The organism is Aquamicrobium soli, assembly GCF_042646345.1.
GTDB classification, from domain to species: domain Bacteria; phylum Pseudomonadota; class Alphaproteobacteria; order Rhizobiales; family Rhizobiaceae; genus Mesorhizobium; species Mesorhizobium soli_A.
In genome coordinates, this window is sequence record NZ_JBHRTK010000012.1 from 392,210 (window position 1) to 414,610 (window position 22,401).

Annotated in this window: 31 protein-coding genes; 28 read left to right on the forward strand and 3 right to left on the reverse strand. The window is 59.3% G+C overall.

Annotation, left to right across the window (positions count from 1 at the left end):
- The first annotated feature begins 104 nt into the window (after positions 1-104).
- The 15 genes from ACFOHJ_RS11580 (at position 105) to ACFOHJ_RS11650 (ending at position 14,172) form a co-directional block, all read left to right on the forward strand.
- Positions 105-911, forward strand: a complete 807-nt coding sequence (locus ACFOHJ_RS11580) for a DNA-methyltransferase (protein WP_378220657.1) — start codon at positions 105-107, stop codon at positions 909-911.
- Positions 911-1,432 carry a siphovirus Gp157 family protein gene (locus ACFOHJ_RS11585; protein ID WP_378220658.1) on the forward strand — a complete coding sequence of 174 codons (522 nt, stop codon included), beginning with the start codon at positions 911-913 and terminating at the stop codon, positions 1,430-1,432. The genes ACFOHJ_RS11580 and ACFOHJ_RS11585 overlap by 1 nt, the downstream gene beginning before the upstream one ends.
- Positions 1,432-2,055, forward strand: coding sequence for an MT-A70 family methyltransferase (locus ACFOHJ_RS11590; protein WP_378220659.1), 624 nt, complete (start codon positions 1,432-1,434; stop codon positions 2,053-2,055). The genes ACFOHJ_RS11585 and ACFOHJ_RS11590 overlap by 1 nt, the downstream gene beginning before the upstream one ends.
- On the forward strand, positions 2,055-2,870 hold the full coding sequence (locus ACFOHJ_RS11595; RefSeq protein WP_378220660.1) for a methyltransferase: 816 nt from the start codon (positions 2,055-2,057) through the stop codon (positions 2,868-2,870). Before ACFOHJ_RS11590 ends, ACFOHJ_RS11595 begins: the two co-directional genes overlap by 1 nt.
- Positions 2,857-3,192 (forward strand): hypothetical protein, encoded by a 336-nt coding sequence (locus ACFOHJ_RS11600; RefSeq protein WP_378220661.1) that lies wholly within the window; start codon positions 2,857-2,859, stop codon positions 3,190-3,192. Before ACFOHJ_RS11595 ends, ACFOHJ_RS11600 begins: the two co-directional genes overlap by 14 nt.
- A gap of 68 nt (positions 3,193-3,260) precedes the next feature.
- Positions 3,261-3,911, forward strand: coding sequence for a GIY-YIG nuclease family protein (locus ACFOHJ_RS11605; RefSeq protein WP_378220662.1), 651 nt, complete (start codon positions 3,261-3,263; stop codon positions 3,909-3,911).
- Entirely contained in the window at positions 3,911-6,121 is a 2,211-nt protein-coding gene (locus tag ACFOHJ_RS11610) for an AAA family ATPase (protein WP_378220663.1), read from the forward strand. The genes ACFOHJ_RS11605 and ACFOHJ_RS11610 overlap by 1 nt, the downstream gene beginning before the upstream one ends.
- Before the next feature lie 321 nt (positions 6,122-6,442).
- The gene (locus ACFOHJ_RS11615) at positions 6,443-6,979 is read left to right on the forward strand and encodes a VRR-NUC domain-containing protein (RefSeq protein ID WP_378220664.1); all 537 of its coding nucleotides are present in this window, start codon (positions 6,443-6,445) and stop codon (positions 6,977-6,979) included.
- Between the two features lie 31 nt (positions 6,980-7,010).
- Positions 7,011-7,244: a hypothetical protein gene (locus ACFOHJ_RS11620; protein ID WP_378220665.1), complete on the forward strand. Its 234-nt coding sequence runs from the start codon at positions 7,011-7,013 to the stop codon at positions 7,242-7,244.
- Entirely contained in the window at positions 7,241-7,450 is a 210-nt protein-coding gene (locus ACFOHJ_RS11625; RefSeq protein ID WP_378220666.1) for a helix-turn-helix domain-containing protein, read from the forward strand. Before ACFOHJ_RS11620 ends, ACFOHJ_RS11625 begins: the two co-directional genes overlap by 4 nt.
- 194 nt (positions 7,451-7,644) lie before the next feature.
- Positions 7,645-8,619: a hypothetical protein gene (locus ACFOHJ_RS11630; RefSeq protein WP_378220667.1), complete on the forward strand. Its 975-nt coding sequence runs from the start codon at positions 7,645-7,647 to the stop codon at positions 8,617-8,619.
- 1,372 nt (positions 8,620-9,991) lie between these two features.
- On the forward strand, positions 9,992-10,381 hold the full coding sequence (locus ACFOHJ_RS11635; protein ID WP_378220668.1) for a hypothetical protein: 390 nt from the start codon (positions 9,992-9,994) through the stop codon (positions 10,379-10,381).
- The gene (locus ACFOHJ_RS11640; protein ID WP_378220669.1) at positions 10,347-12,260 is read left to right on the forward strand and encodes a terminase large subunit; all 1,914 of its coding nucleotides are present in this window, start codon (positions 10,347-10,349) and stop codon (positions 12,258-12,260) included. Before ACFOHJ_RS11635 ends, ACFOHJ_RS11640 begins: the two co-directional genes overlap by 35 nt.
- The gene (locus ACFOHJ_RS11645) at positions 12,260-13,543 is read left to right on the forward strand and encodes a phage portal protein (protein ID WP_378220670.1); all 1,284 of its coding nucleotides are present in this window, start codon (positions 12,260-12,262) and stop codon (positions 13,541-13,543) included. The genes ACFOHJ_RS11640 and ACFOHJ_RS11645 overlap by 1 nt, the downstream gene beginning before the upstream one ends.
- The gene (locus tag ACFOHJ_RS11650) at positions 13,540-14,172 is read left to right on the forward strand and encodes an HK97 family phage prohead protease (RefSeq protein WP_378220671.1); all 633 of its coding nucleotides are present in this window, start codon (positions 13,540-13,542) and stop codon (positions 14,170-14,172) included. Before ACFOHJ_RS11645 ends, ACFOHJ_RS11650 begins: the two co-directional genes overlap by 4 nt.
- Positions 14,173-14,181: 9 nt before the next feature.
- On the opposite strand, the gene ACFOHJ_RS11655 is transcribed toward ACFOHJ_RS11650, so the two are convergent.
- The gene (locus ACFOHJ_RS11655; protein ID WP_378221591.1) at positions 14,182-14,391 is read right to left on the reverse strand and encodes a hypothetical protein; all 210 of its coding nucleotides are present in this window, start codon (positions 14,389-14,391) and stop codon (positions 14,182-14,184) included.
- On the opposite strand from ACFOHJ_RS11655, the gene ACFOHJ_RS11660 reads away from it, so the two are divergent.
- From ACFOHJ_RS11660 to ACFOHJ_RS11710, 11 genes are all read left to right on the forward strand, one after another.
- Positions 14,311-15,555 carry a phage major capsid protein gene (locus tag ACFOHJ_RS11660; protein ID WP_378221544.1) on the forward strand — a complete coding sequence of 415 codons (1,245 nt, stop codon included), beginning with the start codon at positions 14,311-14,313 and terminating at the stop codon, positions 15,553-15,555. The genes ACFOHJ_RS11655 and ACFOHJ_RS11660 overlap by 81 nt on opposite strands.
- Positions 15,556-15,605: 50 nt before the next feature.
- Positions 15,606-15,782, forward strand: coding sequence for a hypothetical protein (locus tag ACFOHJ_RS11665; protein WP_378220672.1), 177 nt, complete (start codon positions 15,606-15,608; stop codon positions 15,780-15,782).
- A complete protein-coding gene (locus ACFOHJ_RS11670; protein WP_378220673.1) occupies positions 15,782-16,012 on the forward strand; it encodes a hypothetical protein in 231 nt (76 codons plus the stop codon). Before ACFOHJ_RS11665 ends, ACFOHJ_RS11670 begins: the two co-directional genes overlap by 1 nt.
- Entirely contained in the window at positions 15,975-16,508 is a 534-nt protein-coding gene (locus tag ACFOHJ_RS11675; protein ID WP_378220674.1) for a head-tail connector protein, read from the forward strand. The genes ACFOHJ_RS11670 and ACFOHJ_RS11675 overlap by 38 nt, the downstream gene beginning before the upstream one ends.
- On the forward strand, positions 16,505-16,720 hold the full coding sequence (locus ACFOHJ_RS11680; protein WP_378220675.1) for a hypothetical protein: 216 nt from the start codon (positions 16,505-16,507) through the stop codon (positions 16,718-16,720). The genes ACFOHJ_RS11675 and ACFOHJ_RS11680 overlap by 4 nt, the downstream gene beginning before the upstream one ends.
- Positions 16,710-17,111, forward strand: coding sequence for a head-tail adaptor protein (locus tag ACFOHJ_RS11685; protein ID WP_378220676.1), 402 nt, complete (start codon positions 16,710-16,712; stop codon positions 17,109-17,111). Before ACFOHJ_RS11680 ends, ACFOHJ_RS11685 begins: the two co-directional genes overlap by 11 nt.
- Positions 17,111-17,542: an HK97-gp10 family putative phage morphogenesis protein gene (locus tag ACFOHJ_RS11690; RefSeq protein WP_378220677.1), complete on the forward strand. Its 432-nt coding sequence runs from the start codon at positions 17,111-17,113 to the stop codon at positions 17,540-17,542. Before ACFOHJ_RS11685 ends, ACFOHJ_RS11690 begins: the two co-directional genes overlap by 1 nt.
- 12 nt (positions 17,543-17,554) lie before the next feature.
- Complete coding sequence (locus tag ACFOHJ_RS11695; protein ID WP_378220678.1) at positions 17,555-17,941, forward strand: DUF3168 domain-containing protein; 387 nt, start codon at positions 17,555-17,557, stop codon at positions 17,939-17,941.
- An 84-nt stretch (positions 17,942-18,025) separates the two neighbouring features.
- Complete coding sequence (locus tag ACFOHJ_RS11700) at positions 18,026-18,463, forward strand: phage tail tube protein (RefSeq protein WP_378220679.1); 438 nt, start codon at positions 18,026-18,028, stop codon at positions 18,461-18,463.
- Complete coding sequence (locus tag ACFOHJ_RS11705; RefSeq protein WP_378220680.1) at positions 18,463-18,819, forward strand: gene transfer agent family protein; 357 nt, start codon at positions 18,463-18,465, stop codon at positions 18,817-18,819. Before ACFOHJ_RS11700 ends, ACFOHJ_RS11705 begins: the two co-directional genes overlap by 1 nt.
- Before the next feature lie 86 nt (positions 18,820-18,905).
- Positions 18,906-19,097, forward strand: a complete 192-nt coding sequence (locus ACFOHJ_RS11710) for a hypothetical protein (protein ID WP_378220681.1) — start codon at positions 18,906-18,908, stop codon at positions 19,095-19,097.
- Here the strand turns inward: ACFOHJ_RS11710 and ACFOHJ_RS11715 are convergent.
- Positions 19,094-19,408, reverse strand: coding sequence for a hypothetical protein (locus tag ACFOHJ_RS11715; RefSeq protein ID WP_378220682.1), 315 nt, complete (start codon positions 19,406-19,408; stop codon positions 19,094-19,096). The two genes, ACFOHJ_RS11710 and ACFOHJ_RS11715, sit on opposite strands and share 4 nt — an antisense overlap.
- A gap of 14 nt (positions 19,409-19,422) precedes the next feature.
- On the opposite strand from ACFOHJ_RS11715, the gene ACFOHJ_RS11720 reads away from it, so the two are divergent.
- The gene (locus tag ACFOHJ_RS11720; RefSeq protein WP_378220683.1) at positions 19,423-21,759 is read left to right on the forward strand and encodes a tape measure protein; all 2,337 of its coding nucleotides are present in this window, start codon (positions 19,423-19,425) and stop codon (positions 21,757-21,759) included.
- Between the two features lie 234 nt (positions 21,760-21,993).
- Complete coding sequence (locus tag ACFOHJ_RS11725) at positions 21,994-22,221, forward strand: hypothetical protein (RefSeq protein WP_378220684.1); 228 nt, start codon at positions 21,994-21,996, stop codon at positions 22,219-22,221.
- Here ACFOHJ_RS11725 and ACFOHJ_RS11730 read toward each other — a convergent pair.
- Positions 22,218-22,394, reverse strand: a complete 177-nt coding sequence (locus tag ACFOHJ_RS11730; protein ID WP_378220685.1) for a hypothetical protein — start codon at positions 22,392-22,394, stop codon at positions 22,218-22,220. The genes ACFOHJ_RS11725 and ACFOHJ_RS11730 overlap by 4 nt on opposite strands.
- Positions 22,395-22,401 lie beyond the last annotated feature (7 nt).

Consider the following 22,401-nt stretch of genomic DNA (forward strand, 5'->3'; position numbering starts at 1 on the left):
GGTATGTCCAGCATAACACGCATAAAGCCGGTTAACGTACAGGCAAATGCACAAATGAAACGTTGGCGCGGCATATGCACCGGGTATGACACGGGAAGGTGACAATGATTAAGCTAATGCAGGGCGATTGCCTCGAACTGATGCCAACGCTTGAGGCAGGCAGCGTCGATATGGTGCTTTGTGACTTGCCGTACGGTACGACGCAGAACAAGTGGGACTCGGTGTTGCCACTTGACACGTTGTGGCGAGAATACCGCCGAGTATGTCGCGGCGCAGTTGTTTTGACTTCAGCTCAGCCGTTTACAAGTTTGCTTGTCACGTCATCTTTAAGAGACTTTTGGCACTCCTGGACGTGGATTAAGCCACGGCCAACAGGTTTCCAAAACGCGAAGAAGCAGCCTTTGCGCGCAACCGAGGATGTGCTGGTGTTTATGCGCGGTACGTACAACCCACAAGGGTTGGTGCGTATCGACAAGCAATGCAGGAATTCCAAGTCGGCGGGTGGCGGGAACGTCCGGGATGATATTGCCGCAAGTTCGGGCAGGGGCAAGCTACGCACAGCTGGTGCGACTTACGTGCAGGAATTCACAGGATACCCTCGCAATATTCTTGAGTTCGGCCTCGATGAAAAAGCCAAATTCCACCCCACCCAAAAGCCCGTCGCCCTTATGGAATACCTTATTCGCACCTACACCGATGAGGGCGACACGGTTTTAGATAACACAATGGGCAGCGGGACGACCGGCGTAGCTTGCCGCAACACTGGCCGCAACTTCATCGGCATCGAGCGCGACGCGGATTACTTTGCCATCGCCGAACAGCGAATTGCGGGAGCCGCTATTGCGCCAGCAATAGCCGTTCCGCAACCCGCCAACGACAACCAACCTAACCTATTCAGTGAGGCAGCATAATGTCCGCCAATATCAATAACCAGTATCTCCAAGCCGACGTCGCAAACGTTTTGAGCGACATCGACAACCTGCTAACCGCCTACCCAGAGCTTGCGGACGACGACGACCTCCGCCGCGATATGTTGGAGGGCTCAACCGCGGCCTACGACGTCCTAAGCCGCCTAGTTAACCTGGAGCGCGACGCCGACAGCCTTAGCAAGGCAATCGCAGCGCGCATCACCGACTTGCAAGCCCGCCGCCAAAGAGCCGAGCGCCAAAAGGAAGCAATGCGGATCTTGATGTTGCGCATTCTACAGGCCATCGGCGAACGCAAGGCAACACTGGTGGAGGCGACCGTTAGTGTACGCGCAACACCGGCTGGCGTCGAGATCGTTGACGAGTCGGCACTTCCGCCTGACTGCGTGCGCACCGTTACAAGCCCAGACAAGACGCGCATCAAAGAACTGCTGGCCGCCAACCAGAACGTGCCCGGCGCACGGATGGGCGAGGCTGGCGTTACGGTTAGTGTGAAGGTGGCGTGATGGAACTACCGCAAGGGCCGTTTGGCTGCATACTGTCTGATCCGCCGTGGTCTTTCAAAACGTGGTCAGGCAAGCGCGGAACTCCACACCGAACAGCCAATGACCATTACGTGACTTCAGAAACCGGCGCACTTTGCGACATTCCAGTTGCCGACGTTGCAGCAAAGGACTGTGCGCTGTTCATGTGGGTTGTTGATAGCCATATCGCAGACGCCATCGAACTTGGCCGCGCGTGGGGCTTCGACATCAAGACGCGCGCGTTCACATGGCGCAAACTTACCGCCCGCGGCCTGGCTAGAATTGGCATGGGTTACTGGACGCGCAAACAAACCGAAATGTGCCTCTTGTTCACAAGAGGCAAACCCAGGCGAAAAGATAAGGGCGTCCGCGAAATCATAGATGCTCCACGTCGCGAACACAGCCGCAAGCCCGACGAGCAATATGAGCGGATCGAGCGCCTGGTTGACGGGCCGTACTTGGAACTGTTCGCGAGGCAGGCTTGGCCCGGCTGGACGGCTTGGGGCAATCAAGTCGGGAAGTTTGAGGTGTCTGGGGCCACCGCCACACAAGCGCAGCCATGCGCGGCCAACGACAACCTACCTCTTTTCAGGAGCGCAGCCTAATGGCAAAACTCACAAAGGCACAAGCCAAGGTCCACGCGCAAGCGGAGGCCATCCTGACAAAAGACACACTGTCCGAAGACGACAAGGAGTTCGTCTATCGCAACTGGAATGAGGGAGCCAACCACGTCAATGGGGCGGCCGGAGCATTCTTCACCCCGTTCGACATGGCTTTTGACTTCGCCATCGACGCTGGAGGCGGGCGCATCATCGATCTTTGCGCGGGCATTGGGATGCTGTCCTATGCCATCTGGCAGCGCGCGCGCTACGGCACCTATAAGCCCCGCATAACATGCGTCGAGCGCAACCCGGATTACATCGCGGTAGGTAGGCGCCTGCTGCCGGAAGCCGAATGGATACAAGCCGACGTGTTGGACGTGCTGGGTCTCGGGCTTGGCCATTTCGACAGCGCAATCAGCAATCCACCATTCGGCAACATCAAGCGAAGCAAGAACAGCCCGCGCTATAGTGGTAAGGATTTCGAATTCCACGTCATCGATATAGCCGCGCACCTTGCGGACTACGGGTGCTTTATCGTCCCGCAAATGTCGGCCGGGTTTAAGTACAGCGGACAGCGCAACTACTCACGCGACACGGAAGGCAAGGCCGTAAAATTTCAAGAACTGATCGGCGTCGAGTTCAATGCAGGCTGCGGCGTCGATACCGCTTACTATAAGGACGCATGGAAGGGCGTCTCGCCGCTTTGTGAGATCGTGTGTGTTGACTTTACCGAGTCGCGCCCCGTTGCCGCGCAAGCACAACCGGGCGCGTTGGCGGCGAATGACAACCAGCGGAGCCTGTTCGATGCAGCAGCCTAGTTTGCACCACACCTCCCGCGAACCCGAAGTCTGCCACGTATGTGGCAGGCGGGCAGGAGGCATCGCCACCGGCCCCAAGGGCGACAGGTGGCTGTGCGTCGAATGCTATCCGCTGCTGGAATACGTGCGCGACGTACGGCGGTGGGACGGCTACGAGCTTGCTGCCATAGCCGACGTCGACACAGCCACCGGCGAGTTTGCCGCCGTCCACGGCACGGACATTGCCGCGATGGATACAGAGACACGGCAGGCGCTGTGGCGGTGCGCGATCCGGGCGCACCAGGACGGGATTAGGCGGGCGCTGAAAGAGGCGCCGTTTTGACCAGCGCCGCCGCATCGATAAGCACATGTCGCCTTTGGCGGGAAACGACAATAAACAGGAGGCCAGCCTTGCAGCAGCCTAACGCAGAACCAAACCCCATGCTCAACCTGGCGCTTGCATATGCGGCGGCTGGTGACGCGCTAATATTCGACTGCAATTACAAGAAGGACGCATTCGGACGGATGTTCTGGTGTGACTATCTCGTCGGAGAAGAGGCGCGTCACATGGAGTTCTATGTCGACCACCTTAATGAGCGCCTGCAATTGCGAGGCCGATATGCTTTGGCCGCTCTTCTTGCCGCAATTGATGTGCCGTCAGCGGACGAAACGTGGGCGCTACTGGAAAAGAAATTCCATCCGGCATTGGTAGATGACATAGCCGCGATAACAGACATTCGTTCTAAACTGCCCAGTCGATACACGGTCAAATCCGACGATGAAAAGGACAGATACGTCTATGTGATCGAGTGCACCGATTCTGAATTGCCACTGTGCAAGATTGGAATTGCCAAGGATCCAGATGCGCGGCTTCGACAATTACTTACATCAAGCCCGCACTCGCTCAAAATACACGCTGACATCCAGTGTCAGAACGCCATGGCTATTGAAGCTGCGGCGCACGAACATTTCGCATCTAGGCGCAAGAACGGAGAATGGTTCGCCATCCATCCGTATCAAGCCATTGCGTTCATAGCATCCCGCACACAAGAGGCAGCCTGATGGCACAACTGAACTGGAAAGCACCGGCGCATTCGCCGGATTCACCGCTTGCCGTTGCCCGCGCCTATATCCACGCGGGCGTTGCCGTTTTCCCGTGCCGAGAACAAACGGTTGAGGACATCGACCCAGATACTGGAGAGTTCGTCACTTTCGTTGAAAAGCGCCCGTACACGTCGAACGGCTTGAACGGCGCGACCAAATCGCAGCGCATTATCGACATATGGTTTGGCGATCGTCACCCGACTGCGCTTATCGGAATCCCGACAGGCGAAAATCTTGGTGGATGGGTGCTCGACTTGGACCGGCACGGTGATCCAGACGGCAACGTACGCGACGGCCATGCATGGCTGGCCGAAATGGAGGCTCTACATGGCTCTCTGCTGGACACCGCCCGCGCGACAACCGCGAACGGTGGAACGCACATATTCTTCAAGCACGTCGACGGCGTGCGCAATCGCGCGGCCATAGCGCCGGGCGTCGATACTCGCGGAAGTGGCGGTTATATTGTGGCGCCGGGTAGCGTCATGGCGGATGGTCGCCGTTACGAATGGCTAGATCACGACGGCTTCGGGTTGCCTGATTTTGCTGACGCGCCGCAATGGCTGCTTGATCTTGTCGTGGCCAAGGAGCCGGCGCCCCAGCCAGCGCCCGCCGAACCGTATCGTCACCATCGCGGAGAAAACACGGTTTACGTGGAGCGGGCCGTCGAAGCCGAATGCAATAAGGCTGCGTCCGCACCTGTAGGTGAGCGCGGCCAGCAACTGTTCGCCAGCGCATGCGCATTAGGTGAGTTCGTGGCTGCGGGCGCGCTGTCTCGCGGCGATGCAGAAAACATGCTCATGGCCGCAGCTACGTCAAGCGGCGTGCTTGCTAAGGACGGCGAGCGATCGACGCGCAATCGCATCAAGCGCGGGCTGGACAAGACGCAGAATAGCCCGCGTCAGATACCGGAACCGTCATACAGCGACAATGACAACTGGGTGGCGCCGGAAGCCATGTCGCGGTTCATCGAAAACACGCGCGTCAAAAAGGAAGCGGCCAACAAACCCGCCAATATTGCTGACGAACCGGCGCAAGTGTCCGAAGAATCTACACAAACTTCGGACAGCGTACCAGCCACCAATGCGGCCACACAGGCGACACAACCAAAAAAGCGTGAACGCTTCGAAAAGACGTGGTTTGACGACATCGTAGAAACCGCAGCAAAGGAAACCATCGTCAAAGGAGTGCTTGGCGAGCGGGAGTTCACAACGCTTTCCGGCCTGCCGGGCACGGGGAAGTCGGTTATCGTGACGGACATGGCCTGCCACATAGCGGCTGGCATGGAGTGGCACGGCAGGAAGATCAAGCGTGGCTTGGTGGTGTATGTCGCCGCCGAGCGCAAGAAGCTGACAGAGCGCCGCATGATGGCCTTCCGCAAGTATCACAAGGTGCATGATGTGCCTTTGCTAGTGGTGGGTGGCAGGCTGGACTTCACGCGCAATCTCGATGACGCGAAGGCGCTAATTTCGCTGGTCAAGGAAGCGGAGATCGAAACAGGCCAGCCCTGCGTTCTGATTATCATCGACACGCTAACCCGCGTGTTCGGTGCAGGAGATCAGAACGCCAGCAAGGACATGGTGAAATTCGTCCAGTCCTGTGACGAGATGCTGGCAAGCACGCAGGCGCACGTTCTGGCCATCCACCACACGGCATGGTCCGGTGAGAGAGGAAAGGGCGCGATCGACCTAGACGGCGCAGTCGACGCATCATTCATGGTGAAAAAGGACCATGGCAAATACAAGCTGGTTTGCGATGGCACGAATGACGGCGAGGAGGGCGATATCCTGGCGTTCACGATGGAATCCGTCGAGATTGGCGTCGATGAGGACGGCGAGCCGACTACAGCGCCGGTGGTGGTGAAGTCGGTTGAAACCAAAATGAAGACGTCGGCGGAGGCGCAGAAGGGCAAGAACGCCCGCGGCCTTGAGATACTTGTCGAACTGCTCAATCGCGATGGCGTCGACCCGGAATCGCCCGGATACCCCGAAGGCGCAATGGTGGTGGAATTGGAGGCGTGGAAGAATGCAATCTATGAAGATGCAGGCGAAACAATGTCTATGCCGGCAAAAAACAAGCGGTGGCACCGCATCAAGAAAGAGTTGCAGGACGAGGGCGCCATCGACTTTAACGCGACGTGGGTATGGGCAATTCCCACGACCGAGACATAGCGACAACCGGGACAATGTCGCGGTTTGTCCCTGTCTCGGTTACTAAAAGATACCGCGACAAGACCGGTACAACAGCGATTGCTAATGTACCGGTGTTTGTCCCGGTTTTTAGCCCGGAGATCGGGACCGAGACAACCGCGACAGACCGCGACAAAACTGCCTTTGTCGCGATTGAAATATAGCAAAAACAATAACTTAGCAAAAACCGCGACAAAACGTATTTTCTTACTTTGTCCCGCGAGCATCCAATCGGGACACAATCCCCCACACTCCTATAAGGAGTGGGGGTTTGTCCCGGTGCTTGGCGAAGGAGTTTTGAAGATGAAAAAAATCAACACCGGCCGCACCAAATCTACCCCCACACCCACCCACGCCAACGACAACCGGCCTACCGCCACCACCCAGACGGTGCGCGTCGGCGGCAAGCGCGTTCGGCTCGTCACGCGCGACGGCAAGGTGACGGTCCAACAGGCGCCCATGCTCGAGGAGGACATGCAGGCGGCTATGTGCCAGGCGCTGCGCAAGATGCCGGACTACGGCACGCGGTTCCTGTTCGCTGGTGACATGAACGCCGAGCGCCGCGGCCACAAGGCGCGCACGAAGGCGCTCAAGACGGGCATGACTGCCGGCGAGCCCGACATGCGCATTTACGGCGAAGGCGGTAGGCTGCTGCTGATCGAGAACAAGGTTGGCCACTCTCCGCTCACGGCTAGCCAGAGCGTAAGGCACCCGGCACTAGCCGCTATCGGCCACCCCGTGACGGTGATCCGCGCCACCACGCCGGAGGACGCCGCGGCACAGGCTGTGGAGTTGGTAAGGGGGTGGCTAGATAAAAATAAATCGCAGAAAGCGGCATAGCGCTATTGCGTTACTAGCGCGGATGCGCTATATGTATCTCAACAACGAAGGAGATACGGAAATGCAAACGCCAGCCGCTTACGCCAAGGACGAAGTTACCAACGGGCGCTTTCCACACATGACTATACAGGCCGGCGAATGTGGCACATTTTGGCTGCATGATGCCGACTACCGCATGTTGGACGGCAAGGCATACACAAGCCGCGAAGCGGCCGAGAAGGCGCGCAGCAGGTTTGTGGAGAAGGCGGCGCGGTGGATCCAGTGACAAACGCTGAATTCCGCGCAATCAGGCTCCGGCTTGGGTTTACCCAAGCGGGGCTTGCGGCGTTCTTGGGGTACAGCCATTCCATGCGCGTCTCTGAGTTCGAGCGCGCGTTAAACCCGCGCCCCGTACCGGAACATCTTGCCCGCCTGATGCGCGCCTACGACGAAGGCTACAGGCCGGCCGATTGGCCGCTCTCGGCAGCATAGCCGCCCACCAACGCGCGTTTAGCTGTTGGCCGGTACAATCCATCATCCGTGGCGTTGCGCGCGTTGGCGGGCTTGTACGGGGCAAGCAACAACACTTCCCTTTTTCTCTCGAAAACCCTACATATAGCGCATAGTAGGAAGATCGGCGCTAGATGTGGTGCGCGCCATTACGATTAACGGGGACCATTGCCGACATGGCAACCTACAAAACCTTCGCCGACGCTCTGTCGGCGCCACAGCCGGCTAAGCCGGCGCCCACCGCGGCAAACGACAACCATCGCCAACCAAAGCGCAAGGAGTCTCGCTACCGCGGCACGCTGCCAGCGTTGCGCTGGCTGTATGACAATCATCCGGACGTGGCGCCAGCTATGGCGGACGCTGTGCAGGCATTGTCGGTTAGCAATTGGGATCCGGAGGCTGGCGACGATTACCTGGAGATACGTCCGACGGTCGGCGAGCTCGTGCGCGCTGCGACGGACGCGGATTGCGGAGAGTGGTGTGCGCCCAAGGTCGGGCACGATAAGGACGGCAACTCATATATCCGGCTTGGGGCGCTGCGGTTCGAGCGTGGCCAGCTCGTCGAGTACGGCAAGACGCGCAAGGGTCGCAAGCTTGAGCCTCGCGAAATGTCGAGGCCGCGCGACACGCAACCGGCTGCAACGCGCGATCCGTCCAAGTACCTGGCAGGCACGCCCGCACGCTCGCCTCTGCACGCTGAGCCGTACCAGCGACCATTTAGCGTTGAGCCGGCTCTACCTCCGATGTACGATCCGCAGCGGGACGTTGAGGCTAACCGCGCGTTACTGCGCTCGTTTGGTGTCGACGGCAGCGTGCCGTTTGACAGGCTGCCCGTGTTTGGCAACGGCGCACGGGCTACACGCTGCCCGCCAGCCATAGCCAAGGGCGCGGAGTTTCTGGGCGGTGTTGTCGGCCTTAGCGGAACGTCGTCGAGCGGTGCGGTCAACATGGGCGATTTGCCGCCGCGGCAAAAAGGCGAGGTGCTGCGCATCGTGGATGCGGTTGCGTCGGGCGCCACGCTCAAGGAGATCGGAGAGCGGATGGGCTACAACGGCGGCTACAAGTTCAGGGCCGCCGGTGAGGCAATCGTCGACGCTGCCAAGGTGCTGATTGCGGTAAATGATAATAATCGCAAAAAGTTTGCGGCATAAGGTACGATTGCGCCGTCCCGGAACGTATGTAGTGAGGGGATAGGTCTGCGGACGCTATCCCACGCTCGGCCACCTAGCGCCGGGCGAAACTTTTGGTGGCTGATAAGTTCGGCGAGTGATGCCGGCGCCACCGCTTTATACAAAGATGCCTGCCAGCCGGTGACGTGTCTGGCGATGGGGTACAGCCAGTAGATTGGCGGCCGAGGCCCGACATACCGCGCATGGGTTGCCATCTTTGTAGCTGAATTGCGAGGCGCGAAAGCGGCGACGTGCGCTGGCAGGCGGAAACCCACGCGGGAAACCCATAGCGCCGGGAAACACAGGCCCGGACCTCGCAATACTTGTTGCGCTACCTTCTGGCAGTTGCTCGCCGTTGTGTACGCCATTGGACGCTACCCGCTAATGCGGTGCCGGTGGCTATCGGCGCAACGGCGAAGGCATACGACGCGCTATCCGGCACAGGATCGCAACCTGTGCGTAGTCCGGCCTATGGCGTCCGGCGCGTCGTTACCAACTAACCGTGGGCACCGTCTCTGCTTCGGCATGCGGCCACGGGCCTTCGCCCTTCGGGGCGCATCGCGGCGGGTTGTAGTGTCAGATGCGGCGTCGGAGGACGTGCAGCAGTAACGCTCCCCGCCGCTACCAATCGCGGCGTGTAGTCGCTGCCGTCGCAAGGACCGGCTGTTAGCGTATAAGCCCGGATAGCCAAACGGTACACCGTATGGGTGCCGCCTTGCTACCATAACATGGACGCCACCACTAACATGTAGGTAGCGTAAACCTGCCGTAACGTGCGCTTGGCGCAGGACGGCGCGGCCATCTTATAACCACCCCGCCCAGCCAACAACGCCTTGCATAGGCGCCTAGTGGCTGGGCTACCAATCCACCGCCCGCTATGTCCGGCGGTCCTGCCCGTTGGTTGCTGGTGCAACTGGCGGGCAGCGTTATTGCAGGTGCATATGTCCAAGCCCGACCGGCGCAGCACTGAGGCTGCGGCCTACCGAAAGCTTTATAAGACTGCCCGGTGGGCGAGGCTACGAGAGGCTAAGCTATCGCAGGACCCGCTTTGCGAGTGGTGCCTGGAGCGCGAGATAGTCGAGCCGGCCACCGAGGTGCACCACGCCGATGGTGGCCATAAGGGCGACGCCGACAAGTTCTGGAACGGCCCATTCCTTTCGACGTGTAAAGCATGTCACGCTTCAAGAGGGCAGCGTGAGGACTTAGGTCAAACAGTGGTGACGTTCGGTGCGGACGGCTGGCCCCTGTAGGGGTGGGTCGAGAGTCTCCGACCTCGCCTCCCTAGGACCGGCGCTCCCCCAAAGCGCACAAAACCACAATTCAAAATATGACCCCAAATTTTAGGAGTTGAGCCATGGCGAGGTCGAGAACGCCTCGCGCCAAAGCGGCTGTGCAGGCATCTGACACCAAAAACCCACAACGCTTCAAAAATCGCATTGAGCCCAAGGTTGATGCGCCGATCGGCGCTCCTCCTGACTGGCTTGTCGATAACGATCTGTCGAAGGCGCGCACGGCATGGCTGACGTTCACCGCCGAAATCCCGTGGTTGAACGAAACGCATCGCAGTTTTCTTGAGATCGCTTCAAACATTCGCGGCCGGCTCATGACCGGCCAGGAGGTGGGCGTGCAGGCCCTGAACTTGCTTCGCCAGTGTTTGGGCCAGATGGGCGCGACGCCGGCCGACGCGACCAAGGTGACGTTGCCCAACGATGACGAAGAAGACGAAGACGACCTCGACGACTGAGGCGACTGGTAGCGCCTTGGCGCGCGTTAGCGCATACGCCCAGCGCGTTCTCGATGGCGATATCGTAGCCGGGCCGCATGTACGTAATGCTTGCCGACGCCACTTCGACGACTTGGAGAGGGGCGCATCGCGCGGAATCCGGTGGGACGATGCCGCCGCGCGGCGCGTGTTCAATTTCTTCGAGCGGAAGCTTCGGCTATCTGAGGGGCAATTCGACAACCAACCATTTATCCTGCAACCGATGCAGGAGTTCATTCTGGGCTCTATTTTCGGTTGGAAGCGTGCAGACGGAACGCGGCGTTTTCGGCGCGCATACATCGAGGCAGGTAAGGGTTGCGGGAAAAGCCCGTTAGTCGGCGGGATCGGCCTGTATGGCCTGGTTTATGACAACGAGCCGGGCGCACAGATTTATGCGGCTGCCGCAACGAAAGACCAGGCTTCGATCCTGTTCCGTGACGCCGTGAAGATGATGCGGCAATCGCCGGACTTGTCGAAAAAGGTCAAGCCGAGTGGCGGCTTCGAGCGCGAGTATAATCTGGCACACCTGAAATCGGCGTCGTTCTTTCGTCCTATGTCGAAGGAGGCGGGCAAGACAGGTTCAGGCTTGCGACCGCACTTCGCGCTTTGCGACGAGGTGCATGAGCACCCCGGCCCGGAAATCATGCGCATGCTGGAGGCCGGCTTTAAGTTTCGCCGCCAACCGCTGCTTATGATGATTACGAATAGCGGAAGCGACAGGCTTTCGGTTTGCTGGCGCGAGCACGAAATGGCGTGCAACGTGGCGGCTGGCACACAAACGCCTGACGAGGTTTACGAGTATGTCGGCGAGACGTGGCCGGGTAGCGATGAGCTGTTCTCGTATGTGTGCGCGCTCGATAAGGACGATGACCCGTTTGAGGACGACTCCTGCTGGATAAAGACGAACCCGCTTATGGGCGTCACGGTCAGCAAGGAGTACGTCGCGTCCCAGGTTGCGTTCGCGAAGAACTTCCCGTCCGACGCGCCTGGTATCTTGCGTCTGTATTTTTGCGTCTGGACCGACGCGCATTCTTCGTGGATGCCGCGCAAGACAGTCGAATCCGTAATGGCGGACTTTGACTTGCCTGCGGATGGAAGTCCTGTGTTCCTTGGCATCGACCTGTCGCGTCACCAGGACTTGACCTGCGTTGCGTACGTGACGCCAACGGGCCATCGCGAGATGGAGCGCCCGGACGGTTCCAAGTTTCTGGCGCCGACATTTGATGCCTGGGTGGAAAGCTTTACGCCGGCGGACACGCTTAAGGAGCGCGCCGAGCGCGATAAGGCCCCGTACGTCCAGTGGGTGAAAGACGGGTACATACAGGCGATTCCCGGTGAGCGCATCCGGTACGATTACGTAGCCTATAGCGTTGCGCAGTCTGACAAGCGGTTCGACATCAAGGCGGTCGCCTATGACCAGTACGCCTACAAAGAGTTCATGGAGGCGTGCGGGGCGCTTGGTCTCGAGCTTGTACACCGCGACCATCCGCAGGGCGGGTTGCGGCGTAACAAGCCTGACGAGGCGCTTGTAGAGCAGGCCAAAGCTGAAGGATTGCCAGAGCCGGGCGGCTTATGGATGCCGGGGAGCATCCGCGAAGTCGAGATGCTTATCATCGATAAGCGAATACGCTTGCGGTCCAATCCGGTGCTTATGACTGCTTTGATGGCGGCGACGTTCAGCAAGCCTGACGCCCTGGGAAACAAATATCTGGTCAAGGAAACGTCGCACAGGCGCATCGATCCGGCCGTGGCGCTTTGCATGGCCGTGGGCGCGGCAATCGACGGGGCGGCGGCTCCCGTTTCTAAGGCCTCCCCCTGGGACGATCCTGACTTTTCACTCTCTCAATTAGGGGCCTTCTGATGTGGCCATTTGCCCGCCCGAAGGCGGATAGCGGCCACGCGGCCGGTGAAAAACGCGCAGAAACGACGGATTACCAGACGATTCCGGTTTCGGATGAGAACTTTCTGGCGTTTTTCGGCGTTAACGGCGTCAAGCTGCCTCACGTCACGATCGACACGGCGCTTACGGTGCCTGCGGTTATGGCGGCGGTGGCGTTTCTGTCCCGCACCATGGCTGCGCTGCCGCTGCATGTCTATCGTGACAGCGATAAGGGTGCCGAGCGCGTGAAGGGCAAGCTGGCGACAGTGATCCACGACGCGCCGAACGACGGTATGGATTCGTTCAAGTTCAGGCAGTGGTTCTGGCAGCAGGTGTTTACCGGCGGCCGAGGGCTGGCGTGGATTGAGCGGACGCCGCAGGGCATTGATGCGCTGTGGCCGATGGACCCAGCCAAAACGTCGATACAGCGCGTCGGCGGCAGGGTCGAATACGTCTACGACGGGAAGAAATACCCGGCCGCTGATGTAATCGACGTTCCCTACATGCTGAAGGCTGATGGCCTGAAGCATTATGGGCCAATAGTGATGGCGTCGAAGGCCATCCAGCTCGCCCTTGCGATGAACGACTACGGCAGCAACTTTTTTGCTGGCGGCGGTGTTCCTCCCCTGGCATTAGTTGGGCCGCTGCCTCAGGGCGATGCGGCGCTGAAGCGCGCTACAGCTGAAATCTATCGAGCCGTAGACGCGGCTCGCAAGGAAGACAAGCCCATAGTCCCGATCCCCGCAGGGCATGAGTTGAAGCCAGTCGGCTTTGATCCAGCCAAGGGGCAGATGGTTGAGGCGAGGCGTTACCAGGTTGAGGAAATCGCGCGCGCGTTTCAGTTGCCGCCGGTGTTCTTGCAAGACCTGTCCCGTGCGACGTTCAGCAACGCAGAGCAGCAGGATCTACATCTCGTCAAGCACCTGATCGGCCAGTGGGCGAAGGCGCTTGAGGGGGAAATGAACCTGAAACTGTTCGGGCGTGGACGCGGCACGCGCTACGTCGAACACAATCTCGACGGGTTGATGCGTGGCGACTTCAAGAGCCGTATTGACGGTATCGCCCGCGCTATTCAGACTGCACAGATGACGCCCAACGAGGCTCGTGCGCTGGAGAACAGACCGCGGCACGATAACCCGGATGCCGATGAATTGCTGGTGCAGGGCGCCACTGTAGCGCTCGGCAAGCAACCCGAGCCGAACACGGGCGTACCGGAGGCCGGCAACGACAACAATGATGAAAACGACGAGGCGAAAGCCGCATGACTGATATGGAAAAACGCGGCGGCGGCCTTGGCGTAGAAACGCGCGCCGAGGGCGATAAGCGGACGCTGGTGGGCTATGCCGCTGTGTTCAATAGCGACACGACGATCGGCGATTACTTCATTGAGCGCATTGCGCCCACCGCTTTTGACAAGGCGGTCAAAGGTGACGTTCGCGCGCTGATCGACCACGACACGGGGCGCGTTATCGGACGCACCGCGTCTGGCACGCTCAGGCTGGCCGTGGATGGCCGCGGCCTACAGGTTGAGATTGATGTGCCAGACACGGCCGATGGTCGCGATCTGTGGACGTTGGTCGAGCGGAAAGACATTTCGGGAATGTCCTTCGGCTTTCGCGTCACGCACGACGAGTGGGACGAAACCGGCGACTTGCCGCATCGTACCATCCACGAGGTCGAGTTGTACGAGGTAAGCGCCGTGGCATTTCCGGCCTACGACGACACTTCGCTTGGCGTTCGCTCGTTGGAAGCCGCGCGCGCGGAGGCGGATAAATCACGCGACGAAGCGAAGCGCAAGAAAGAGAATGACTTGGCAGCCAAGCGCCGCATTGCCGAGCGCAAGGCCATGACCGAGCAAAAGATTCGGGGAATCCGGCAGGACGCCACCCCGTAGCCACCCGGCTCAGCCGGAGGGCGGCCCTGCCGCCATTTGATCCCCAATGCCGTTTCGACCGCAATTGCGGCGCGCGGCCATTTCCCATGAGGTATACACATGAGCTTGAAAGAGCTTAACGACAAGCGCCAGTCGCTTGTGGCGCAGGCGCGTGAGGCGCTTGGCGAAATCACCAAGAACACCGACGAAGCGCGTTCCGCCGAACTGGAAAAGCGCCATGACGACATCATGGCCGAGTTCGACAAGGTTGAAAAACTGATCGAACGCGAACAGCGCATTGCGGACGCCGAGGCTCGTATCGCGGCCGCGGCTGAGGAGGAGCGCAAGAAGCAGCGCCCGACCGGTAGCGACACGCGCCAGGAAGGACAGGCTGCCGGCGAAAAGCCGGAGTACCGCGAGGTATTCTACAAGTACCTGTCCCGCGGCGCGTCGCTTGACGAGCTTACCGGAGAGGAACGCGAAGTGCTTCGCGAAGGTGTGCGCCTTGACGCCGAAAAGCGTGTGCAGGTTTCGACGCAGGGCACGTCGACCACGGCCGGCGGCTACACGGTTCCGGTTGAGCTTTCCAACCAGATCATCAAGTCGATGAAGGCCTGGGGTCCGATGTATGACGAGGACGTTTGCACCGTCATCTCGACGTCGACCGGCGTAACCATCAAGATCCCGACCGTTGACGATACGGCCGTTACCGCCGTCCAGCACACTGAAGGCACGGCGATGACGGACGATGGCGGCAAGGACGTCACCTTCGGTCAGAAGTCGCTTGAGTCGTATGGCTACGACACCGAGTGGGTGAAGTTCTCGCTGGAACTGGCGCGCGATTCCATCTTCAACATGGAGAGCCTGCTTGGTTCGCTGCTTGGCGAGCGACTTGGGCGCATTGCTAACCTTCAGCTTACCACTGGTGACGGCACTGGCGATCCGAACGGCATCGTTACGGCCTCAACCAAGGGCAAGGACGCGGCTGCTGCGGCTGCCGTCACCTATGACGAGATCATCGACTTGGTGCACTCGGTTGACCCGGCCTATCGCCAGTCCCCGAAGGTTCGGTTCATGTTCAATGATCTGACGCTGGCCGCTCTGCGCAAGCTGAAGGACGGAAACGGCTCGTACATCTGGACGCATGGCGATGTGCAGAACGGCGTTCCTTCCTCGATCCTTGGCTATCGCTACAGCGTCAACCAGGCGATGGACGCTATCGCCTCGGGTAAGAAGTCGATCCTGTTTGGCGACTTCGGCAAGTACTTCGTCCGCAAGGTCGGCTCCCCGATGATTGGCGTGAAGCGCGAATCCTACTGGCCTGACCTTGGTATTGCCGGCCTGATTTATCTGGACGGCGAACTCGGCGACACCGCCGCTGTCAAGCACCTGCTGCAGCCGTGATTTTCCTAGGGCGGGCTTCGGCCCGCCCGCCTTCGCCATAGGAGACGAACATGGCCGATCAGAACACCAAGGTCTACCGAAAGCCTGGCGGCGACGAAATGGTTGTCGCTTCGGGTGGCAAGATTACCATCCAGGCAGGCGGCGTTATCATCTTGCCGACAACCGATCCGCATGTCGCGGGCGCGCTGTGGAATAGTGCCGGCACCATTACGGTGAGCGCTGGCTAATGCTGGTTAAGATGTTGGTCGGGCTATCCGGCCCGGCCTACACGCTTGGGCCGGGTGAAGAGTTTGACTTCCCGCAGGCCGAGGCTGCGCGCCTTGTCGATGCGGGGTATGCGGTGCCGGCCGCCGAGCGCAAAATTGAGCGCGCCGTTGTAGCGCCGGTATTGGAGAAGCGCGGCAAGCGGGGCGGCAAGAATGTGGCAGACACCGACAGAGACCGTAGCGCCGGCTGATGAGCCGGTTACGCTTGATGAGACTAAGCATCAGTGCCGTATCGATTTTGATGACGACAACGACTACTTCAGCCACCTGATTGCGGCCGCCCGCGACCACGTTGAACACTACTGCGCGGCGAAGTTCGCTGCTGTGACGGTGCAGGCGGAGGCAACTGCGTGGGCCGATATGACCGAGTTGCCGGTTGTAGGCGCGAATTCAGTCTCGGCGATTTCCTACGTCGACACGGCCGGCGAAACGCAAACGCTCGGCGATGACGTTTATGAGTTGCAAGGAGACTCGGTAGTGTTGCGTGCCGGGCAGGCGTGGCCAGATATTCAGGCCGGATCAGTTATCACGGTGGCTTACAAACTTTCCGCGCTGGCCTGCCCGTCTTCCGTAAAACACGCGATGCTTCTTTGGCTCGACGATGCCTATGAAAACAGAAGCGTCGGAGCGCAAGAAAGCTGGACGACGCTCGACGCGCTGCTTTGCAATCATAGGTATTACGCATGACCTGGCTCCGCTTCACCGCTGACCACGATCACCGCGCTCCTGCGTTCACGATCGCGTATAAAGCCGGCTGGGTCGGCAACGTACCGCACGACATTGCGGACGCTGCTGTCGCCGCCGGCAAGGCGGTGCGTATGCGCAAGGCGAGCAAGGATGCGGAGCCTGTAGCGGAACTGGTAGAGGAGGCGGACATGACCGAAGGCAATGGCGGCTAAACGCCCCGCAGCCGGCCAGTTACGGTCCAGGGTCACATTCCAGCGCCGCGGCGATGCGATCGACCCGTTCGACGGCTCCGTGATTCCTGGTGGCGGCGATTGGGTGGACCAATACACGTGCGCGGCGCGATTGCAGCCACTGTTTGGTTCCCGTTTATCTGTGGAGGACGTTGCCGCTGCCCGCCTGGCGGCGCGGCAACCATACAACCTGACCATTAGGAGTTGCGCTGCCGCAAGGGCGATCCGCACCGACTGGCGGGTTGTGGACGCGCGCACGGCTACGGACGCTAACGGGGCAAGCCCGCGGGTGTTCAACATAAAAACCGTCGTGGATCCTCTGGAGAACGGCGCATGGCTGGAAATGCTGTGCATTGAATCGGAGGCGTCTTGATGGCGCGCGGTGCAACCATTATCGGGCTGGCGCGACTGCAGAAAAAGCTTAGCAGGATGCCAATCGTCGCCAAAGAAGCGATTAAAACTGCGATGGCCAGTCAGGCTGACGAGATTGTCAGCATGATGAAGTCGCTGGTGCCGGTTGACAAGGGGACGCTGCGCGACAGCATTGGCTGGACGTGGGGCAAGGCACCAAAGGGCAGTTCTGTCGTCGCTGTTGCGAAGGCCAGCCTTGGAGGCGATCTTACGATCACTATTTTTGCCGGTAGCCACGAGGCTTATTACGCCCGATGGCAGGAGTTCGGCACAAAGAACATGCAGGCGAATCCGTACTTCTACGTGTCATGGCGCGCCAATCGGAAGAAAGCGAAGTCCTCTATACGGCGCGCCCTCAATAAGGCCGCCAGGCAAGTAGCGGCTGGGGGCTGATTTATGGAGCCGTTGTTTGACATTGAGGGCAACATTCTAGCCCGCATCCGCAATGACGCATCGGTCAAGGCTCTGATTGGTACGAACAAGGTTTTTGATGCTGTTCAGTCATCCAATGTTGAGCCGTACATAAGCCTCGGCCCGACGAGTTACGACGAAGAGTATGCCGACTGCATCCGCGGCGGCGAGTTCATGGTTCAGATCGATTGCTGGTCCACGAAAACTACACGGGACGAAGTCCGCGCAATGGCCGGGGCTGTGCGCAAGGCGCTCCGGGCTGACATAACACTCACGAACAATGCCCTGGTGACGCTTGACCATTGGCGCACCGATTACCTCACGGATGGCACCACGCGCCATGCGTCGGTGCGCTTTACCGGCGTCGTCGAAGAGGCGTAGGCGCCCAACAAGAAAAGCCGCATGGCGGCTTTTGTAATCAACTACCGGCCGCACTAGCGGCCTTTTCTTTGAAAGGAAGGTCGCATGGCGGCTCCTGTTACTATTAAAGGCGGCAAGGTTTCCGTTAAATTGGGCGACGGCGCCTCGCCGGAAGTGTTCACTGCACCCTGCGGGTTCACCTCGCGATCCATCACGTTCACCAAGGCGCTTAACGATTTTCAGATTCCCGACTGCGCCGATCCAGATTCCGTAGATTGGCTTGGTCGCGATGCCACCTCGCTTTCCATGTCGGTTAGTGGCGAGGGCGTTATGGCGGCCGATGCCGTCGAGACGTGGATGGAGGCATGGGAGAGCGTTGACTCTGTGAGCGTCAAGATCGAGATCGTATTCCCCGCCAAGACACACACGTGGACCGGCAAAATGCATGTCGAGTCTCTGGAAGTCGGCGCCCCTAACGGACAGCGTGTGACGCTGAATGTTTCCATGCAGTCTGACGGTGAAATGACGCGAGTCAGTGCGTAATGAGCCGTGACGCCAAGATAGAACTGGCGTGGGCGGATGGTGATTACACCTTCCGCCTTGCGTGGGGGCAATTGGCCGAGTTGCAGGAGAAAACGGGGTGCGGCCCATACGTTGTCCTTCAGCGACTTATGGACGGAACTTGGTTTACAACCGACATTGCAAATGTCATCCGCCTCGGGTTGATCGGTGGCGGGGCTGAACCTTCGAGAGCGCTGTCTCTTGTTCGTGCCTACGTTGAAGATCGCCCGCCTGTCGAGAATGTTCCTATCGCACAAGCTGTGCTCTATGCGGCTTGCATGGGTGCGCCGGATGATAAGGTGGGGGAAGCGGTCGCGCCGGAGCCGGGGAGCAAATAGACGATCTTCCGAACGGGAAGATACGCTTCGGCGCGATTTATAGTTATGGACAGATACTCGGCTATTCCCCGCAGGAAGTGAACGACATGAGCGTGTGGCAGTTTACTGCTGCCGTCGAAGGGTTTGCCAAAAAGCAGGCCGGCACGAAGAACCAACTGTCAGATGCAGAAAAAGACGATATTTGGGAATGGATGAATGCCGGGGCCGAGATCGTGGCCCGCGAGCCCAAGCTGCCGTTTAACCCGGGCGGAGTGTGGCCGTGCGAGACGTTTGGCTAGAACCCCTTTGCCTTCATTTCAAACGTCATTTGGCCGATGAGATCGGCGCACTTCGCTTTATCTACTTGCGACTTTATCGTCCCATCGCGCAGCCCACGATCTACGCCTAGCACAATCTTATCTGGCGCGCCCACCGTGGCCATTTGCTCGGCTCGCAGGGCGGAGTCGCGAGCTGTTTTATATGTAATGCCGCCAGCTCCGTCGCACACGTAGGCCAACTTCATAAGTTCAACCCTGCTGTCCAAGCGCTCATCGGCGTGTGCGGCGGTTAGCGTGGCGAGTGACGCGGCAATGATTGCAACTGCTTTCATCTAGGAATACCGGCTTGGCTACTGATCTTGAAAAACTGGTAGTCCAGTTATCGGCTGACTTCAAGGCATTCGAGCGCGGCATGGCCCGCGCGCAGGGTGTCAGTAACCGCCAATTCAATGCGATTGAGCGCCGCGCTCGCCTATTAGACTCGCGGCTTGGCGCGATCGGAAAGAGCGCGGCGCGCAACCTAATCGCGCCGATTTCTGGCCTTGGCGCGGCGCTCGGTACGCGAGAAATTGCCAGGTACGCCGATACTTGGACTGAAGCCGGCAACAAAATTCGCGCCGCGGGGCAGATTGCGGGCGTCACGACGCGTTCACTGAACGGCATCAAAGACCTTGCGAATGAGACTCGCTCCGGTTTTGCCGAAACGGCCGACCTTTATGCGAAACTTATTCGTTCGGCGTCTGGTGTTGCGAAATCAGAGGAAGAGATTGCTACCGCCGTTAAGGTGGTGAATGAAGCGTTCAAGGCGGGCGGGGCGTCCACTAGTGAACAGGTCAACGGCATTATGCAGTTGTCCCAGGCGCTCGGTTCCGGCTTGCTTCAGGGTGACGAGCTTCGATCCATTCGCGAGAACGCGCCCATTTTAGCACAGGCGATCGCCAAGGAGTTTAGCACCACGGTCGCCGGGCTAAAAAAGCTTGGCGCAGAGGGGGAACTTGTTTCTTCGCGCATCCTAAAAGCAATATTGGGCGCTCAAAAAGAAGTGGGCGCCGCCTTCGCGCAAACCAACTCCACCATAGCGGACGCCATAACCCGTGTAAGAAATGAGTTCACCGCCTATATAGGCAATGCGAATGAAGCGACTGGTGCCAGCAAGCAGTTGGTCGAAGCGCTTCAGTTCCTGGCAGACAACTTCAAAGGTGTGGCGGACGTCGTTGTCCAGTTTGCGACCGTTGTCATTGCGGCCCTGACCGGACGTGCGCTCCTTGGCATGGTGGCCGGCTTGGGGAACGCGGTCGTCGCGCTCGGCGCGTTTCTCACGGCTTTACGTGCGGGGACGCTGGCGGCCACCGGTTTTACTGCTGCGCTCGGGCCTATCGGGCTTTTGGCTGGCGCGGCTGCGGCAGCGATCTTCCTCCTGTATCGCGCATCGGATAGCGCAGAAGGTTCGACCAAATCATTTGAGCGCGCCATGCGCTCCAATGAAGCCGCGATCACGAATGCGACCGATGCGACATATGCTCAGGTCGATGCGCTACGCAAACTGATTGCCACCCAACTGGAGGCGGCAAAAAGTTCGGCTGCCTTGGCGCAGGCAGATTTTGAAACCGCACTAGGTCGAAAGGATGCCTTTGCCGCTATCACGGGCGGCGGACGATTCGCCCCGTTCGATTACGCTTTGGACGAGGCTGACAAGCGCGTTACTGCGACTGGAGTTGCAGTAGACAAGCTTGAAGAGCAGCTTGGCCGCGTTGATAAAATACTGACGTCAAAGCCGTCCGGATACGGCCGCGGTGGGCCTGCGGTCGATAGCGACGGCAGTGGGAAAAGGAAGAGAGCCGACCCGTTTGAGAGCGCGATGCGACGCGTGTCAGACAGAACCGCGGAAATAGTTGCCGAGACGGAGGCGCAGCGGAAGATCAATCCGCTGGTCAACGATTATGGATACGCCCTGGAGAAGGCGCGTGTTCAGCAAGAGTTGATGAACGCCGCACAAAAGGCCGGCAAAGAGATTACGCCGGAACTGCGAAAGCAAATCGAGGCCGCCGCGGAGCAGTATGCTGTTGCAACCGCCGAAGCCGCAAAATTCGCAGAGCAGCAAGACAAAATCCGTCAGGCGGCAGAGGAAGCTCAACAGGCCGCTCGGGATTTCGCAGGTACATTGGTCGATGGCCTCTTGGAAGGCAAATCAGCGACGGAAGCACTCGCGGACGCACTGAAGCAGCTCGCGTCCCGCTTGATAAGCAGCGGCCTTGACCAGCTTTTCGGCATGGGGAGCGGCAATCTTAGTCCGTGGGGTGCCATCGGAAGTTTGTTGTTCGGTGGTGGTTCGTCAGGAGGTTCTTGGGCGTCGGCCAATGCAGGCTTCGCCTCGGGCACGGCCAATACCGGTGGACGGCGCGGCGAACCCATAGGTATCGTTCACGGCCAGGAAGCTGTCATCCCGCTTCCGACCGGTGGCAAGGTTCCGGTGCAGATTCAGGCACCGACCATGCCCGCCATTCAAGCCTCCGGCGCCGGCTCATCCGTCGTCGTCCACTTCAATCCCGTCATCGACAACCGCGGCGCAAGCGTCGAGGCGGTAACGCGAACGCAGCAGCAACTAGACAAGTTGAAGGCGCAGTTGCCGTCGATTGTGACGCAATCCGTGCGGCAGGCGAACAAGTCGAACGTGAAGTTTTAGCTAACGGATGACCCCGCTTGCCACTTTACGGAGCGCGGCTAGGGCTTCCTCCGGACTCGCGAACGACGCTACAGCGCTAGGCGCGATTGCGCCGCCCCTTACCGGGAATGACTTCGGAACGCCACTTGCCGGATTCGCAGTGAAGAACGATTCGGTCGCCTTCCTTGAATACATGATCTTTCATTTTTCCCTCCACCGGGACGGGAATACAACCACAGCCAAAGGAGAAAGCCAATGACCCTGTTGCGTGACAAGGTGTTTACCAAGGCCGATTATGAACAGTTGGATTGGTTTGTTGGCGTCAACCACGACGAGGACGGCAATCCGCTGGTTGTCGTCGACGGCAAGGTGATTGGGCGCGTCGACTGGATATTGAAACTCCTTGGCAGATACTGGCTGGAAAAGCAGCGTGCCGAAGCGGTTCCGGAGCCGGATTGGCTGATGCGGGTTCGCGAGGGCTAGGAAACGTCAAATTGTTTCTTGGCTGCTGTTACGGCGTCATCGAATGTTGATGCCTTATTCGCTCCCTTGCTAATGATCGCTCCGTCTTTCTTTGCCATGCAGAAATCCCACCCGGCATCTGTACGTCGGATGCGGATTCCCTGCCATTCTTCGACGCGCGTTTTCTCCGTCATCTTCCCC